This is a genomic window from Enterobacter sp. RHBSTW-00593, from assembly GCF_013784105.1.
Lineage (GTDB): Bacteria > Pseudomonadota > Gammaproteobacteria > Enterobacterales > Enterobacteriaceae > Enterobacter > Enterobacter ludwigii.
Genome location: NZ_CP056393.1, coordinates 1,605,570 through 1,622,096 on the forward strand (window position 1 = coordinate 1,605,570; position 16,527 = coordinate 1,622,096).

Below are 16,527 nucleotides of genomic sequence, written 5' to 3' on the forward strand. Positions count from 1 at the left end.
ACAGGTTTGCCGTCACCCTATAATAAAAGAAAGCCCCAACGTGATGGGCATGTCGTGAAAACAGGGGGCAAGGGATGTTGCTAAAGAAAAAATGTGGTCGTCAGCTGTCTGCGCTAAGTTTATGCCTGGCAGTGACGTTTGCTCCACTGTTAATCGCTCAGGCCGACGAGCCTGAAATTGTGCCGACTGACAGCACAGCAACGACTGGCACACAGCCAACGTCGCTGTCTCAACCGCTGGAGCAGTCTCCTGCGACGGCCATCATGGCCGGTATTAAACCGTTGCCAGAAGGCATCGACGCGGAATCGCTTCGCCAGCAGCTGCTGTCTGGGCTGCCAGCAGGCTACACGCCTGTCTATACCAGCCAGCTCACGCTGCTCTATGCGGCGCGTGACATGAAACCCATGTGGGAAAACCGTGATGCCGTGCGCGCCTTCCAGCAACAGCTGGCAGAAGTCGCCATTGCAGGGTTCCAGCCGCAGTTCACAAAATGGGTTGAGCTCTTAACCGATCCTGCTGTCACCGGGCTGGCGCGGGACGTGGTGCTTTCCGATGCCATGATGGGGTATCTCCAGTTTGTGGCCGGTATTCCGGTCAATGGTAACCGTTGGTTGTACAGCGATAAGCCTTACAAGCTGGCGACTCCGGCACTGTCGGTAATTAACCAGTGGCAACTGGCGCTGGATAGTGGCGATCTGCCGCGCTTTATTGCGAGCCTCGCGCCGGCACATCCGCAATACGCGACCATGCATCAGTCGCTTCTGGAACTGGTCGGGGATTCACGTCCATGGCCGCAGATGCGTGGTACCGCGACGCTGCGTCCTGGACAGTGGAGCAGCGATGTGCCTGCCCTGCGTGAGATCCTCAAACGCTCCGGTATTCTGGATAGCGGGCCTAAAATTGCCCTGCCGGGTGACGATGCGCAAAGCGTCGTTGTCAGCCCGTCAGCCCCGGTGAAAGAGAAAAAAGCCGCCGTTCTGAGTGATAAGCCTGCGGCCTACGATCGGGAGCTGGTTGCAGCGGTTAAGCAGTTTCAGGCTGCTCAGGGGCTGGGTGCTGATGGCGTGATTGGCCAGTCAACGCGCGACTGGCTGAACGTCTCACCTGCGCAGCGTGCAGGGGTGCTGGCGCTCAATATCCAGCGTTTACGCTTGCTGCCAGGGACCCTCTCTACCGGCATCATGGTGAATATTCCGGCGTATTCGCTGGTCTATTATCAGAACGGCAGTGAAGTGCTGGCGTCACGCGTGATTGTGGGACGCCCCGATCGCAAAACGCCGATGATGAGCAGTGCACTGAACAACGTGGTGGTTAACCCGCCGTGGAACGTACCGCCGACGCTGGCACGTAAAGACATTCTGCCCAAGGTCTGGAACGATCCGGGTTACCTGGAACGCCATGGCTATACAGTGATGCGCGGCTGGAACAGCAAAGAGGCGATAGACCCCTATATGGTCGACTGGTCAACCATTACCGCGTCTAATCTGCCATTCCGGTTCCAGCAGGCACCCGGTGCGCATAACTCGCTCGGACGCTACAAGTTCAATATGCCGAGTTCAGATGCTATCTATCTGCACGATACGCCGAACCACAATCTGTTCCAGAAAGATACCCGCGCGCTGAGTTCAGGCTGTGTGCGTGTCAATAAAGCCTCGGAGCTGGCTAATATGCTGTTGCAGGATGCAGGCTGGAACGATACGCGCATCTCTGACGCCCTGAAGCAGGGGGATACGCGTTACGTTAATATTCGCCATAATATTCCGGTCAATCTTTATTATCTGACGGCGTTTGTGGGTGAGGACGGGCGGACGCAGTATCGTACAGATATTTACAATTATGATCTCACGGCGCGATCCGGCGCACAAATTTTGCCAAAAGCTGAACAATTAATCAGGTAAATGAAGCAGTTCGGGAAAATAGGTTGTCGTAAGTAATGGTGAATACGGGGCTATATGGCTGGAGGCCGCGTATTTACTGGGGTTGGGTGCCTTGACGTAGTCGGCTTTGCCAGTTAAGGTGCCCTTCGTGCGCTAAGCATATTTACGATAAACATTGACCTGTAGACCTGATTATCATGGACAAATTTGACGCTAATCGCCGCAAACTGCTGGCGTTAGGTGGTGTTGCGCTCGGCGCAGCGGCCATCTTGCCGACGCCAGCATTTGCCACCCTCTCGACACCTCGTCCGCGAGTTTTAACGCTCAACAATCTCCACACCGGTGAGTCGTTAAAAGCGGAGTTCTTCGATGGCAGAGGCTATATTCAGGATGAATTAGCAAGACTTAACCATTTTTTCCGTGATTTCCGCGCGAATAAAATAAAAGCCATCGACCCAGGACTGTTTGATCAGTTATTCCGCCTTCAGGGCCTGCTGGGTACCAGCAAGCCAGTGCAGCTTATTTCTGGTTATCGCTCTGTTGATACCAATAATGAACTGCGCGCCCACAGCCGTGGGGTAGCGAAAAAAAGCTATCACACGAAGGGACAGGCAATGGATTTCCATATTGAAGGCGTTTCGTTAGCCAATATTCGCAAAGCTGCGTTATCTATGCGCGCAGGTGGTGTAGGATATTACCCAAGTAGCAACTTTGTGCATATTGATACCGGTCCGGTCCGGCACTGGTAATAACGAAACACAGGAGCAGTATGAACTATCGTATTATTCCGGTTACTGCATTCTCCCAGAATTGTTCATTAATCTGGTGTGAGCAAACCAAACTAGCCGCGCTTGTCGATCCCGGCGGTGACGCTGAGAAAATCAAGCAGGAAGTCGCTGATAGCGGTGTCACGCTGATGCAGATTTTACTGACGCATGGTCATCTTGATCATGTTGGTGCGGCGGCGGAGCTGGCACAGCACTTCGGTGTGCCTGTGATCGGTCCGGAAAAAGAAGATGAGTTCTGGCTGCAGGGTTTACCAGCCCAGAGCCGCATGTTTGGCCTTGATGAGTGTCTGCCCCTGACGCCCGATCGCTGGCTAAATGAAGGAGAGCGCGTTAACGTAGGGAATGTGACTTTACAGGTGTTGCATTGTCCTGGGCATACGCCAGGCCATATTGTCTTCTTTGATGACCAGTCCCGTCTGCTGATTTCCGGCGATGTGATTTTCAAAGGTGGCGTAGGACGCAGCGATTTTCCACGTGGCGACCACGGACAGCTGATTCAGTCGATTAAACAGAAGTTGTTGCCGCTGGGCGATGATGTGACGTTTATCCCTGGACACGGTCCGATGTCGACGCTGGGTTATGAACGACTCCATAACCCGTTCCTTCAGGACGAAATGCCTGTCTGGTAACCAGAATAAAAAAAAGCCTGCATTATGCAGGCTTTTTTTATGGGGGCAATTTACAGCACGGCGACGATGGCTTCGCACAGCGGCGCCATATTGTCTGGGGTCATGCCTGCAACGTTGACGCGGCCAGACGCCACGGCGTAGACGCCAAACTCTTCACGCAGACGCAGAACCTGTTCTTTGGTCAGGCCGCTGAAAGAGAACATACCGTTCTGCTTAATAATAAAGCTGAAGTCACGGTCAGCGCCTTTCTCCGCAAGGGTGTTCACAAACAGCAGACGCATGCGCTGAATACGCTGACGCATATCGTTCAGCTCTTGTTCCCAGATAGCGCGCAGTGCATCGTTGCTCAGGATAGTCGCAACGACAGAGGCACCGTGTGCAGGCGGGTTAGAGTAGTTAGCGCGGATCACGGATTTCATCTGGCTGAATGCACGATCAACGGTTTCAGTGTTCGCCGCAACCAGCGTACAGGCACCGACACGCTCATTGTACAGACCGAAGTTCTTGGAGTAAGAGCTTGCCACGATCAGTTCCTGATGCACGGCAGCAAAAGCGCGCAGGCCTTCCGCGTCTTCTTCCAGACCACGGGCGAAGCCCTGGTATGCAAAGTCAAACAGCGGCAGCCAGCCTTTTTCTACGGAGAGCTTCGCCAGCTGTTCCCACTGTTCCAGCGTTGGATCAATACCGGTTGGGTTGTGGCAGCAGCCGTGGAACAGCACCACATCACCCGCCTGAGCCTCGTTCAGGCTGGCCAGCAGACCGTCGAAGTCCAGAGAGTGGTTAGCCGCGTCGTAGTAAGCATATTCGCGTACTTCCAGGCCTGCAGAGTTGAATACGCTCTTGTGGTTTGGCCAGCTTGGGTTGCTCACCCAGACACGCTTAACAGAGGTGTTTTTCGCAAGGAAATCCGCCGCGACGCGCAGCGCGCCGGTACCGCCAGGAGTCTGTGCTGTACGCGCACGCTTGTCGCTCACAATTGCACTGCCTTTGCCGAACAGCAGTTCCTGAGTGCAACGACCAAATTCAGGGATACCATCAATACCGAGGTAATTTTTGGTGGTTTCATTTTCCAGCAGATACTGCTCAGCTTTTTTAACGCTGGTCAGCACCGGGGTTTTGCCGGTTTCATCTTTATATACACCAATACCCAGGTTGATTTTACCAGGGCGGTCGTCGGCACGAAACAGATCGGCCAGGCCCAAAATAGGGTCGGCAGGAGCGGCGGTAATGTTCTCAAACATGACGAAGTTCCATTGTGATTACAGAAGTGAAATCCGCTATCAGGTTAACGGTAGATTTACAAAATGCCAACCGTTTGCGACAAAAAGCGTGCGGCTTTTCAAAAGTCGCCATTTTTTGCTATCAGACATAAAAAAAACAGGGCCGAAGCCCTGTTCATTAAGCATATAACAAAGTGGTGTACTGATTAGAACTGGTAGGTCACACCCACAGCTGCCATATCGTCGTTGCCGTTCAGACCGCCAACCGCTTTCGCGTAGTCGGTGTCTTTGTCCAGCAGGTTGATGTAGTAGTCAGCCCACACGTTGAAGTTTTTGTTGAAGTAGTAAGTGGTACCCACCTGGATGAATTTAGCCAGGTCTGCATCGCCACCGCTGAAGCCGCCGACGGCAGCCAGGTCTTTACCTTTGGTCTGCACGTAGGAGATGGCTGGACGCAGGCCGAAGTCAAACTGGTACTGAGCAACCACTTCGAAGTTCTGAGTTTTGTTAGCAAAACCAGCATCACCGCTAGAACCGGTACGGGTGGTGTTACGGGTTTCTGCATAGGTGGTTGCCAGGTACAGGTTGTTAGCGTCGTATTTCAGACCAACACCCCATGCTTCAGCTTTGTCACCCTGACCATCAGCCTTCTGGTTCAGAGTACGGTTAGCGTTGCTGTAAGATGCGATTGCACCGAAGCCTTCGCCGAAGTCGTAACCCAGGGAGTAACCTACGCCGTCACCGTTAGAGGTTTTAACGTCAGCACGGTCGTTTTTACCCTGGTACTGTACGCCCATGCTCAGACCGTCAACCAGACCGAAGAAATCGCTGTTACGATAGGTCAGCAGGCCAGTGCCACGGCTGGTCATAAAGTTATCAACGTAGTTACCGCCCCAGGTCATACCTGAGAAGGACGGCGCCATATCGGTGTATGACTCAACGTCATAAACGATACCGTAGTTACGACCATAGTCGATGCTGCCAGCGTCACCCGCTTTCAGGCCCGCGAAAGCCAGACGGTTTTTGTTCGCCTGAGCAGTGTTCTCAGCCTGGTTAGCCATGAAACGGTATTCCCACTGGCCATAACCGGTCAGTTGGTCGTTGATCTGAGTTTCACCTTTGAAACCGATCTGCGCGTAGGTAGCGTCGTTGTTATTCGTGTTATCGCCAGAGGTCACGAAATCGTGCTCGGCGTTAACTTTCCCGTAGAAGTCCAGTTTGTTGCCGTTCTTGTTATAGATTTCTGCAGCGTTAGCTGCACCGGCTACCAGCAGGGCAGGGATTACCACTGCCAGAATATTGCGCTTCATCATTATTTATTACCCTCATTGGTTTTTTTATGACACTCGCCACTGCCGTCAATAAATTCTGTCAATAAATATTTCCGGAACTATTGATGAGAGTTAGGTGTCTTTATGTATCTGACAGGCATCTTTCCATTCATAGAACCGTTTCGCTAGCCTGAAAGTGCTACAATTCTCAAGATTAAGTTACAAAAAGAAATCATGTGTAACTAAATGTGTATTTTTCGGAACTTTGTGAACCACCTCAAATTTCAGCGTCCACTGGCGAATTAAACGGCAGATACTTTGATATCTATATGAAAAGCTTATAATTAATTTAGATAAAGGCAATTCGTATAAACAGAAGCCAAACGGCTCATTTTTTCTTATGACCCGAAAAAGACTTCTGGATGGCTGTAAAGCTGGTTGAATTTTGTGCTATTGCTTCAGATTGCAATAAGCGCAATAAGAGTGGGGTTTATTTTTTGTGCGTAGATGTTTCGTGGAAACAAAACGTAACAGGTAGTGGTTGTAACGGGGTTGTGGTTTAAAAATGCTGACTTTGCGCTGACGAAAACTGACAATGCAGAATAAAATAATGGCCAGCAATTGCTGGCCATTTGTTATTCAGTCGATTAGAAACTGGCGTTACGCGGTGTGCGTGGGAATGGAATAACGTCACGGACGTTCTGAACACCGGTGACATAGGCGATCAGACGCTCAAAGCCCAGACCAAAACCGGCATGCGGGACGGTACCGTAACGGCGTAAATCGCGATACCAGCTGTAATCCGCAGGATTAAGGCCCATCTCTTCCATGCGTGCGTCCAGTACGTCAAGACGCTCTTCACGCTGAGAACCACCGATGATTTCACCAATGCCCGGTGCCAGGACGTCCATCGCCGCAACGGTTTTACCGTCTTCGTTAAGGCGCATATAGAAGGCCTTAATATCTTTCGGGTAGTTTTTCACCACAACCGGTGCTTTGAAGTGCTTCTCAGCCAGGTAACGCTCGTGCTCAGAAGCCAGGTCAACGCCCCAGTAAACCGGGTTCTCAAACTTCTCACCGCATTTCTCGAGGATGGCCACCGCGTCGGTGTAGTCCACCTGCGCGAAATCTGCCGAGACGAAACGTTCCAGACGTGCGACAGCATCGCTGTCGACACGCTCTGCGAAGAATTTCATGTCGTCAGGACGCTCTTCCAGCACCGCTTTGAAGACATATTTCAGCATCGCTTCTGCCAGACCCGCGACATCATCCAGATCTGCGAACGCCACTTCAGGCTCCAGCATCCAGAATTCCGCCAGGTGACGGCTGGTGTTGGAGTTTTCTGCACGGAAGGTAGGACCAAAGGTGTAGATTTTGGACAGCGCGCAGGCGTAAGTTTCACCGTTGAGCTGACCAGAAACCGTCAGGAAGGCCTCTTTACCGAAGAAGTCTTTGTCATAGTCCACTTTACCTTCTGGCGTACGCGGCAGGTTTTCCATGTCCAGCGTAGAGACGCGGAACATTTCACCCGCACCTTCCGTATCGGACGCAGTGATCAGTGGAGTAGACACCCAGAAATAACCCTGCTCATCGAAGAAACGATGCAGCGCCTGCGCCAGCGTATGACGCACGCGGGCAACCGCACCAATCAGGTTGGTGCGTGGACGCAGGTGCGCCACTTCACGCAGATATTCAATGCTGTGACGTTTTGCCGCCATTGGGTAGGTGTCGGGATCTTCAACCCAGCCAGTGACTTCAATGGCAGAGGCCTGAATTTCGAAACTCTGACCCTGACCAGGCGATGCCACAACAACACCGGTTACGATAACGGAACAACCCGTTGTCAGGCGCAGAACGTCATCATTGTAATTGGGCAGAGAATTATTAATGACGGCCTGTACAGGATCAAAGCAGGAACCGTCATAGACGGCAAGGAAGGAGATGCCAGCTTTAGAATCTCGGCGAGTACGCACCCATCCGCGCACGGTGACTTCTTGGTCAACGGCGACACGGCCCTGGAGTACGTCGGCTACAGGCACAACGCTCATAATATTCTCTCTGTTAATAGTCGGAAAAAATAAACACTTGTCCACCCTTACTGGGGGGGATATCTATGTTACCTGGCATCCGCCATCAGACAAGCAGATTTCGCAGTCAAAAGAGAAGAATTAAGAAATAAATTGAGGAGAGGGGAGCCTGAAAGGCTCCCGAAAGCAGTTAACTGGCTTTTTTGATCTGCGGCAGATCGAATGCTTTGCGTAATGCGCGCACAAAGGCTTTGTCATGGCAGATGGTTTTACCGGGGCTATCGGAGAGCTTCGCTACCGGCTTACCGTTACATTCCACCAGTTTTATCACGATGTTCAGAGGTTTTACCTGAGGGATGTCGCAGGTCAGACGGGTGCCAATCCCAAAGCTCAGGTTAATTCTGGAGGTGAAATGACGATAGAGATCGACCGCTTTCGCCAGATCGAGGTTATCGGAGAAGACCAGCACCTTGCTCATTGGGTCAATGCCCAGTTTTTCGTAATGGGCAATGGCCTTTTCACCCCATTCAACCGGATCCCCGGAATCATGGCGTAATCCCTGATAACGTTCGGCAAATTCAGGGCCAAAATCACGCAGGAACGCGTCCATCGTAATACAGTCGGTAAGCGCGATGCCCAGTTGATTGGGATATTCTTCCAGCCACGCGGCCAGTGCGGCACGTTGGCTGTTTGCCAGGTCCGGGCTTATCTGCTGATGCGCCTGGAACCACTCATGCGCCTGGGTGCCCATCGGGGTCAGATCCAGACGACGTGCCAGATCGTAGTTGCTGGTGCCCACGAACCACGGCTCCTGCTGCAGACGCTTCACAATAGCCAGCTGCACTTCGCGAGAGAAACGGCGACGCGTGCCAAAATCCATCAGGCGGAAGCGGGACATATCCAGCCCTTCGGTCAGCGTTGAGAATGCGGCCAGTTTATTTTCCAGCGACGCGACCGCCTGCTCAACGCCGGTTTCCGGCGAACGGTAGCGGTGGGCCAGTTCACTGATCACCGCGAGAAGCGGAACTTCCCACATGATCACTTCACGCCACGGGCCTTCAAGACGAATATCCAGCTTGCCGTTATCATTGACCACGGTCACCTGCTCCGGCTTATAGCGGAAGTCGCGCAGCCAGTTCAGGTAGTCAGCTTTAAAGAAGGGCAGGCCAGAGAGCCACTGATATTCGTCGTCCTGCAGCGTCAGATGCTGCATAGCATCGACCTGTTCACGAATGGAGTCTGCGTAGATACCGAGCAAGTCGTCACCACGGCAGCGGAATTCCGCCGCGACATGGACGTCATAGTAATGGTGGAAAACGGCTTGCTGCATATGCAGTTTATACGCGTCGGTATCCAGCAATGTATGCAGAACAGGAGAAGCGAATTGAGTCATAGGTGCGCAGTAGCATCCTCTCACAGGAGCGTTTAGTACAATAAACAACTCCGGAGTATACCTTGTTTAGTGATTTATTGAACCCCGATCACAACATAAGCGCTCTTTATGGTCGAGGGCATTTTGTGCCCCGTGTTATACAAATGTAGCGAAAAAGGTGTTTGTACCTGAAAAGATGAACATTCTGCATAGCGCGTTTTACACAACAGGAATAGACTGGATTCGTTATTCGACAAACGATGCATAAGGTTTTCTATGACACAACAGCCACAAGCCAAATACCGCCACGACTACCGTGCGCCGGATTACCTGATTAGCGATATCGATCTGACTTTTGACCTGGATGCCACTAAAACCGTTGTCACGGCGGTAAGCCAGCTCACGCGCCAGAGCGCGACGGCTGTGCCGCTGCGTCTGGATGGTGAAGACCTGACGCTGGTCTCCGTGCAGATCAATGATCAAGCATGGTCTGACTATAAAATAGAAGGCAACCAGCTGGTTATCGACAACCTGCCGGAACGCTTTACGCTGCGCATCGTGAATGAAATCAGCCCGGCTGCCAACACGGCGCTGGAAGGGCTTTACCAGTCTGGCGTCGCCCTGTGCACCCAGTGTGAGGCCGAAGGTTTCCGCCACATTACCTGGTATCTTGACCGCCCGGACGTGCTGGCACGCTTTACAACGAAAATCATCGCCGATAAAACCCTCTATCCGTTCCTGCTTTCCAACGGCAACCGCGTAGGTGAAGGCGAGCTGGAAAACGGTCGCCACTGGGTACAGTGGCAGGATCCGTTCCCGAAACCGTGCTACCTGTTTGCGCTGGTGGCGGGTGATTTCGACGTGCTGCGTGATACGTTCAAAACCCGTTCAGGCCGCGACGTCGCGCTGGAGTTGTTCGTCGACCGCGGCAACCTGGACCGCGCGCCATGGGCGATGACCTCGCTTATCAACTCCATGAAGTGGGATGAAGAGCGCTTTGGCCTCGAGTATGACCTCGACATCTATATGATCGTTGCTGTCGACTTCTTCAACATGGGCGCGATGGAGAATAAAGGTCTTAACGTCTTTAACTCCAAATACGTGCTGGCACGTACCGATACCGCAACCGATAAAGATTACCTGGATATTGAACGCGTCATCGGACACGAGTATTTCCATAACTGGACCGGAAACCGCGTCACCTGTCGTGACTGGTTCCAACTGAGCCTGAAAGAGGGCCTGACCGTCTTCCGTGACCAGGAGTTCAGTTCCGATCTGGGTTCCCGTGCGGTGAACCGCATTAACAACGTGCGCACCATGCGTGGCCTGCAGTTTGCGGAAGATGCCAGCCCAATGGCACACCCTATCCGTCCCGATAAAGTCATCGAGATGAATAACTTCTACACCCTGACGGTGTACGAAAAAGGGGCGGAAATTATCCGTATGATCCATACCCTGCTGGGTGAAGAGAACTTCCAGAAAGGGATGCAGCTCTACTTCGAGCGTCATGACGGCAGCGCAGCCACCTGCGACGATTTTGTGCAAGCGATGGAGGATGCGTCTAATGTCGATCTTTCCCATTTCCGCCGCTGGTACAGCCAGGCCGGGACGCCGATTGTCACCGTCAAAGACGACTACAACCCGGAAACCGAGCAGTACACCCTGACCATCAGCCAGCGCACACCGCCAACGGCAGAGCAGGAAGAAAAACACCCGCTGCACATTCCGTTCAGTATTGAACTGTATGACAACGAGGGTAACATGATCCCGCTGCAGAAGGGCGGTCATCCGGTCCACCACGTCCTGAACGTGACCCAGGCGGAACAGACCTTTATCTTTGATAACGTCTATTTCCAGCCGGTTCCCGCGCTGCTGTGTGAATTCTCTGCGCCCGTGAAACTGGAATATAAGTGGAGCGACCAGCAACTGACGTTCCTGATGCGCCATGCGCGCAATGACTTCTCACGCTGGGATGCGGCGCAAAGCCTGCTGGCGACCTACATCAGGCTGAACGTTAATCGTCATCAGCAGGGCCAGCCGCTGTCGCTGCCGGTTCACGTTGCGGATGCATTCCGCGCAGTCCTGCTGGATGAGAAGATTGACCCGGCGCTGGCGGCTGAAATTCTGACGTTGCCATCCGCAGGCGAAATCGCCGAACTGTTCGACATCATCGATCCGATTGCCATTGTGGCGGTGCGTGAAGCGCTGACCCGTACGCTGGCGAACGAGCTTGCAGACGAATTCCTCGCAATCTACAACGCCAATAAGCTTGACGCTTATCGTGTGGAACATGCTGACATCGGTAAACGTTCCCTGCGTAACACCTGCCTGCGTTATCTGGCCTTTGGTGAGCGCGAGCTGGCAAACACGCTGGTGAGCAAGCAGTATCACGAAGCAGACAACATGACCGACGCGCTGGCAGCCCTGGCTGCAAGTGTTGCCGCCGAACTGCCGTGCCGTGATGCGCTGATGCAGGAGTACGATGACAAGTGGCATCAGGATGGTCTGGTGATGGACAAGTGGTTCATCCTGCAGGCCACCAGCCCGGCGGCCGATGCCCTCAGCAATGTACGCAGTCTGCTGAAGCATCGCTCCTTCACCATGAGCAACCCAAACCGCGTGCGTTCCCTGATTGGCGCGTTTGCCAGCAGCAACCCGGCGGCGTTCCATGCGGAAGATGGCAGCGGTTATCAGTTTATGGTGGAAATGTTGACCGAGCTGAACAGCCGTAACCCACAGGTGGCGTCACGCCTGATTGAGCCGCTGATCCGTCTGAAACGCTATGATGCACAGCGCCAGGCGAAAATGCGTGCTGCGCTTGAGCAACTGAAAGGGCTGGAAAACCTGTCTGGCGATCTGTACGAGAAGATCGCTAAGGCACTGGCCTGATCGAAAGACCCATCCTCCCTCTCCCGGTGGGAGAGGGAGGATGTCAGCCGTGAGCCGTCATTAACGCTCGCTCGCTGACCCCGCGCTTCATCACCCGATTCAGCACTTCCGCCTCCAGCTCTGCCAGTCTTGCCGACCCTACGCGGCGCGGACGCGCAATATCGACCGTGACATCAAGACCGATTTTCCCTTCTTCTATTAGCAGCACGCGGTCTGCCATCGCGACGGCTTCGCTCACGTCGTGCGTCACCAGAAGCACCGTAAAGCCATGCTTTTGCCAGAGTGCGGCAATCAGGTCCTGCATTTCGATTCGCGTCAGGGCGTCGAGCGCGCCGAGTGGCTCATCCAGCAGCAGCAAGCCCGGACGATGTATCAGCGCCCGCGCCAGCGCCACGCGTTGCTTCTGCCCGCCGGAGAGCGCCGCAGGCCATTCACCCGCACGGTTTTCCAGCCCTACGGCGGCCAGCGCCTGGCGGGCTTCATCCCGCCAGTTGCCGTTGAGGCCCAGTCCGACATTATCAATCACCGTTTTCCAGGGCAGCAGGCGCGCGTCCTGAAACATCATGCGGGTATCATCCTGAATAGTGGCCAGCGGTGTCGCGCCTGCCAGAATTTCGCCGCCGTTGGGGGATTCCAGCCCGGCTAAAAGGCGTAACAACGTACTCTTGCCGCCGCCGCTGCGGCCCACAATGGCGACAAATTGTCCGGCAGGAATATGCAGATCCAGCGCGTTGAGAATCGTGTTTTCGCCATAGCGCTTCGTGACACCGTTAAGGAGCAGCGGTGTACCCTGAGTCAGTCGGGCAGTATTCATGCTTTAGCCTCCTGTGAAATATAGGCTGGATTCCAGCGCAGCCAGCTGCGTTCCAGCCACTGGGCGCTGACGTCGGCAAGTTTGCCGAGCAGGGCATAGAGGATAATGGCCACCACCACCACGTCCGTTTGCAGAAATTCGCGGGCGTTCATCGCCAGATAGCCAATCCCTGAGTTTGCAGAGATGGTCTCTGCCACAATCAGCGTCAGCCACATCAGGCCGAGCGCAAAGCGCACGCCGACCATTATGGAGGGCAGGGCGCCCGGCAGGATCACATGCATAAAGAGGGCAAAACCGGACAGGCCGTAACTGCGTGCCATTTCGACCAGTCCGCGATCGATGTTGCGGATCCCATGCCAGGTATTAATGTAAATCGGGAACAGCGTGCCCAGCGCGACGAGAAAAATTTTGGCGCTCTCATCAATACCAAACCACAAAATGACCAGCGGGATCAGCGCCAGATGCGGCACGTTACGCAGCATCTGAATGGAGGTATCGAGCAGCCGCTCGCCCCAGCGAGAAAGCCCGCTGATCAGACCCAGTACCAGGCCGATGCTTCCACCAATCGAAAAACCAATTACCGCGCGCCATGAGCTGATGGCCAAATGCTGCCAGAGTTCGCCGCTGACGCTCAGCGACCAGAATGCCTCTATTACGCCCTCCGGAGAGGGCAGAATACGGCTCGACAGCCAGCCGGCAGAGGATGCCAGTTGCCAGACAAGCACAATGCCAACGGGTAAAAACCATGGGGCGGCACGTAGCAACCATTTTTGTGAGGGGGCAGACATGGCAACTCCTTAGCTTTGTGCGGCTCTTCGCGGGATAAACTCGTTAGCCACGGCTTCGCCCTGAAGCTGGAGCTGGCGGGGCTGCGGTACGTCCGGGATGGCGACATCCAGATGCGGGAATAACAGCTCGCCCACTTTGTAGGCCTCTTCCAGGTGCGGATAACCGGAGAGGATAAAACTGTCGATACCCAGGTCCGCGTATTCATTGATCCGCGCAGCCACCGTTGGACCGTCGCCGACCAGCGCGGTACCCGCACCGCCGCGCACCAGGCCGACGCCCGCCCACAGGTTCGGGCTGATCTCCAGATTCTCGCGCTTACCGTTGTGCAATGACGCCATTCTGTGCTGGCCGACGGAGTCGGTTTTCGCAAACGCCGCCTGAGCTTTAGCGATAGTCTCATCATCCAGATGCGCGATCAGCCGGTCGGCCGCCTGCCAGGCTTCTTCATTGGTTTCACGCACAATCACATGCAGGCGAATACCAAAGCGCACCTTGCGACCATGCGCTGCCGCTTTGGCGCGCACCTGGGCAATTTTCTCTTTGACCAGCTCGGGCGGCTCACCCCAGGTGAGGTAGAGATCAACCTGTTCAGCCGCCAGATCCTGCGCCACATCTGATGAGCCACCGAAGTAAAGAGGAGGGCGCGGCTGCTGCACCGGCGGGAAGTAGAGCCTGGCGTCGCGAACGTGAATATGTTTACCTTCGAAGGTGACGGTTTCCCCCTCCAACAGACGTCGCCAGACGCGGGTGAACTCGGCGGACGCTTCATAGCGTTCGGTGTGATCGAGGAACACGCCGTCACCCGCCAGCTCCTGCGGATCGCTTCCGGTGACCAGGTTAAACAGGGCCCGGCCGTTAGAGAGCCGGTCGAGCGTTGCCGCCTGGCGCGCCGCGACGGTCGGGGAGACCACGCTCGGGCGCAGTGCCACGAGGAACTTCAGGCGTTGGGTCACGGGGATCATCGATGCGGCTACCAGCCACGCATCCTCGCACGAGCGTCCGGTGGGGATCAGTACGCCGGTAAAACCGATTCGGTCAGCTGCCTGCGCAATCTGCTGCAGATAGCCGTGGTCAACCGGGCGTGAACCCTCTTCTGTACCAAGATAGTGTCCATCACCGTGGGTGGGTAAAAACCAGAAAAGATTCAGACTCATGATTTGGTTCCTTCTTTGCCTGCGGGTTGCCAGATGCGTTCGCGAATATTCACCTGTTTTGGAACAAGGCGATTTTGATAGAAGATATCTGCGGTTTGCTGCTGGAGCGCAGCGACGTGTGCGTCCACCGGGGTAATGGTGGTCTGTGGACGGTGATCGAGATAGCTCGCGATCACCGGCTCAGGTAAGCCCATGGTTTTCGCCAGCAGGGTAATGCTCTCCTGACGTTGGCTTTGCGTTAGCGCATCCGCCTGAGTAAAGGTGTTAAGAACATCCTGAATAAAAGCGCCATTCTTTTCCGCATACGGGCGCGCGGCGAGGTAGAACGAGCCGGTTTGTTTCAGCGTGGTGCCATCTTTTAATACCCGCACGCCACCCTGCAGTAAAGCTGCGGAGTAGTAGGGATCCCAGATAGCCCACGCGTCGACATTGCCCTGCTGGAAAGCGGCGCGAGCATCAGCCGGCGTCAAATAAACGGGTTGAATGTCGGTGAATTTAAGCCCGGCCTCCTGCAGGGCCCGCAGCAGCAGGTTATGCGAGCTGGAGCCTTTCTGGAATGCAACCTTGTGGCCTTTGAGATCGGCGACCGTCTTAATGGTGCTATTTTCAGGGACCAGAATGACCTCAGCCTTCGGCTTGGCCGGCTCAACGCCGACATAAACCAGGTCGGCCCCCGCCGCCTGCGCGAATATTGGCGGAATATCCCCGGTGCTGCCGAGGTCGATGCTTCCGACATTCAGGGCTTCCAGCATTTGCGGGCCAGCAGGGAACTCAATCCAGGAGAATGTGGTCTTCGGGAAGCGTTTTTCCAGAAGCTGATGGCTTTTGGCCAGCACCATACTGACGCTGCCTTTCTGATAGCCGATGCGTAAATGTTCAGGCGCCGTCTCTGCCGCGTGGGCCAGCGAGGTGAGCGCTAACAGCCCGGCCAGTCCGAGACGGGTTAATCTTTTAAACATGGGCGACTCCCTGTGACGGGTTAAACGCCGGGGCGTGGATATCTCTGCGGTGCAGGGCATGCCAGAAGGTTTCCAGGGCGCTGTCGAGGCGGGTTTGCAGATTCGGCGTGAAGCGAGGCTTGTGTTGATAATCGATAACCTGCGAGTCGTCGGCAAAGACGCCGTGGAGGATCTCCTGCGCTTTTAGCGCATTGAGTACCGGCTTGAGGGCATAATCCACCGCCAGTAAATGGGCCACCGTGCCGCCCGTTGCCAGTGGCAGAACCACTTTGCCGTCCAGCGCACGTTCAGGCAGCAGATCGAGCAGCGTTTTCAGGGCCCCGGAAAACGAAGCTTTATAGATAGGCGTCGCCACGATTAAGCCATCAGCCCCTTTAAGCTGTTCAGTCAGCGTTTGCAGCGCCGGACTGTCAAAACGGGCGTAGAGCAGATCCTCGGGGTCGAAGTTATGCAGATTCCAGTGGCATACTTCCACATCCAGAGCATTGAGCTTTTCACGGGCATATTCCAGCAGTGCGCTGGAGCGAGAGGGGAATCGTGGACTTCCGGCCAGGGTTATGACGCGCATGCATGCTCCTTATAACTAATTGTTTGCTTTTATCTAACATTCATAACAATTTTCAGGAGTGTGACACTGCCCGGTTATTCCACTAAATGATTTATCTGCAATTAAAATGCGAAAAAGCGCATAAGAACGGGGCTGCAAGGTAAACGATTGCGTCTAACGGTGTTTTTTTT

General features: G+C 54.5%; 13 protein-coding genes. 4 read left to right on the forward strand and 9 right to left on the reverse strand.

Going from position 1 to position 16,527, the window contains the following annotated elements:
- Positions 1 to 74 precede the first annotated feature (74 nt).
- The 3 genes from ldtD to HV242_RS07515 all read left to right on the forward strand — a co-directional run bounded on the left by ldtD (position 75) and on the right by HV242_RS07515 (position 3,294).
- On the forward strand, positions 75 to 1,898 hold the full coding sequence (ldtD, locus tag HV242_RS07505; RefSeq protein WP_050736579.1) for a L,D-transpeptidase: 1,824 nt from the start codon (positions 75 to 77) through the stop codon (positions 1,896 to 1,898).
- Positions 1,899 to 2,074: 176 nt separating this feature from the next.
- Positions 2,075 to 2,626, forward strand: coding sequence for a YcbK family protein (locus tag HV242_RS07510; protein ID WP_014169403.1), 552 nt, complete (start codon positions 2,075 to 2,077; stop codon positions 2,624 to 2,626).
- A gap of 20 nt (positions 2,627 to 2,646) precedes the next feature.
- A complete protein-coding gene (locus HV242_RS07515) occupies positions 2,647 to 3,294 on the forward strand; it encodes an MBL fold metallo-hydrolase (RefSeq protein WP_020884810.1) in 648 nt (215 codons plus the stop codon).
- 50 nt (positions 3,295 to 3,344) lie between these two features.
- On the opposite strand, the gene aspC is transcribed toward HV242_RS07515, so the two are convergent.
- From aspC to pncB, 4 genes are all read right to left on the reverse strand, one after another.
- On the reverse strand, positions 3,345 to 4,535 hold the full coding sequence (gene aspC / locus HV242_RS07520; RefSeq protein ID WP_020884809.1) for an aspartate transaminase: 1,191 nt from the start codon (positions 4,533 to 4,535) through the stop codon (positions 3,345 to 3,347).
- Positions 4,536 to 4,720: 185 nt separating this feature from the next.
- Positions 4,721 to 5,827, reverse strand: coding sequence for a porin (locus HV242_RS07525; protein ID WP_050736580.1), 1,107 nt, complete (start codon positions 5,825 to 5,827; stop codon positions 4,721 to 4,723).
- Positions 5,828 to 6,432: 605 nt separating this feature from the next.
- Complete coding sequence (gene asnS, locus HV242_RS07530) at positions 6,433 to 7,833, reverse strand: asparagine--tRNA ligase (RefSeq protein WP_032677806.1); 1,401 nt, start codon at positions 7,831 to 7,833, stop codon at positions 6,433 to 6,435.
- A 169-nt stretch (positions 7,834 to 8,002) separates the two neighbouring features.
- Entirely contained in the window at positions 8,003 to 9,205 is a 1,203-nt protein-coding gene (gene pncB, locus HV242_RS07535) for a nicotinate phosphoribosyltransferase (RefSeq protein WP_050736581.1), read from the reverse strand.
- Between the two features lie 255 nt (positions 9,206 to 9,460).
- Between pncB and pepN the strand changes: the two genes are divergently transcribed.
- Positions 9,461 to 12,073, forward strand: a complete 2,613-nt coding sequence (gene pepN / locus HV242_RS07540; protein WP_050736582.1) for an aminopeptidase N — start codon at positions 9,461 to 9,463, stop codon at positions 12,071 to 12,073.
- A 43-nt stretch (positions 12,074 to 12,116) separates the two neighbouring features.
- Here pepN and ssuB read toward each other — a convergent pair whose 3' ends face one another.
- From ssuB to ssuE, 5 genes are read right to left on the reverse strand one after another with little or no spacing between them, the layout of a single operon-like run.
- Positions 12,117 to 12,887, reverse strand: coding sequence for an aliphatic sulfonates ABC transporter ATP-binding protein (gene ssuB, locus HV242_RS07545; RefSeq protein WP_025204544.1), 771 nt, complete (start codon positions 12,885 to 12,887; stop codon positions 12,117 to 12,119).
- Positions 12,884 to 13,675 (reverse strand): aliphatic sulfonate ABC transporter permease SsuC, encoded by a 792-nt coding sequence (ssuC, locus tag HV242_RS07550; RefSeq protein ID WP_044866350.1) that lies wholly within the window; start codon positions 13,673 to 13,675, stop codon positions 12,884 to 12,886. Before ssuC ends, ssuB begins: the two co-directional genes overlap by 4 nt.
- Before the next feature lie 9 nt (positions 13,676 to 13,684).
- The gene (gene ssuD / locus HV242_RS07555; RefSeq protein WP_014169416.1) at positions 13,685 to 14,830 is read right to left on the reverse strand and encodes an FMNH2-dependent alkanesulfonate monooxygenase; all 1,146 of its coding nucleotides are present in this window, start codon (positions 14,828 to 14,830) and stop codon (positions 13,685 to 13,687) included.
- Positions 14,827 to 15,789 (reverse strand): sulfonate ABC transporter substrate-binding protein, encoded by a 963-nt coding sequence (locus HV242_RS07560; RefSeq protein WP_044866351.1) that lies wholly within the window; start codon positions 15,787 to 15,789, stop codon positions 14,827 to 14,829. Before HV242_RS07560 ends, ssuD begins: the two co-directional genes overlap by 4 nt.
- Positions 15,782 to 16,357, reverse strand: a complete 576-nt coding sequence (gene ssuE, locus HV242_RS07565) for an NADPH-dependent FMN reductase (protein WP_025204542.1) — start codon at positions 16,355 to 16,357, stop codon at positions 15,782 to 15,784. The genes HV242_RS07560 and ssuE overlap by 8 nt, the downstream gene beginning before the upstream one ends.
- Between the last annotated feature and the right edge of the window lie 170 nt (positions 16,358 to 16,527).

Excerpts from the sequence above, each read along its gene's own strand:
- ldtD (WP_050736579.1), top strand. The coding sequence starts at position 75 with ATGTTGCTAAAGAAAAAATGTGGTCGTCAGCTGTCTGCGCTAAGTTTA.
- HV242_RS07510 (WP_014169403.1), top strand. The coding sequence starts at position 2,075 with ATGGACAAATTTGACGCTAATCGCCGCAAACTGCTGGCGTTAGGTGGT.
- HV242_RS07515 (WP_020884810.1), top strand. The coding sequence starts at position 2,647 with ATGAACTATCGTATTATTCCGGTTACTGCATTCTCCCAGAATTGTTCA.
- aspC (WP_020884809.1), bottom strand. The coding sequence starts at position 4,535 with ATGTTTGAGAACATTACCGCCGCTCCTGCCGACCCTATTTTGGGCCTG.
- HV242_RS07525 (WP_050736580.1), bottom strand. The coding sequence starts at position 5,827 with ATGATGAAGCGCAATATTCTGGCAGTGGTAATCCCTGCCCTGCTGGTA.
- asnS (WP_032677806.1), bottom strand. The coding sequence starts at position 7,833 with ATGAGCGTTGTGCCTGTAGCCGACGTACTCCAGGGCCGTGTCGCCGTT.
- pncB (WP_050736581.1), bottom strand. The coding sequence starts at position 9,205 with ATGACTCAATTCGCTTCTCCTGTTCTGCATACATTGCTGGATACCGAC.
- pepN (WP_050736582.1), top strand. The coding sequence starts at position 9,461 with ATGACACAACAGCCACAAGCCAAATACCGCCACGACTACCGTGCGCCG.
- ssuB (WP_025204544.1), bottom strand. The coding sequence starts at position 12,887 with ATGAATACTGCCCGACTGACTCAGGGTACACCGCTGCTCCTTAACGGT.
- ssuC (WP_044866350.1), bottom strand. The coding sequence starts at position 13,675 with ATGTCTGCCCCCTCACAAAAATGGTTGCTACGTGCCGCCCCATGGTTT.
- ssuD (WP_014169416.1), bottom strand. The coding sequence starts at position 14,830 with ATGAGTCTGAATCTTTTCTGGTTTTTACCCACCCACGGTGATGGACAC.
- HV242_RS07560 (WP_044866351.1), bottom strand. The coding sequence starts at position 15,789 with ATGTTTAAAAGATTAACCCGTCTCGGACTGGCCGGGCTGTTAGCGCTC.
- ssuE (WP_025204542.1), bottom strand. The coding sequence starts at position 16,357 with ATGCGCGTCATAACCCTGGCCGGAAGTCCACGATTCCCCTCTCGCTCC.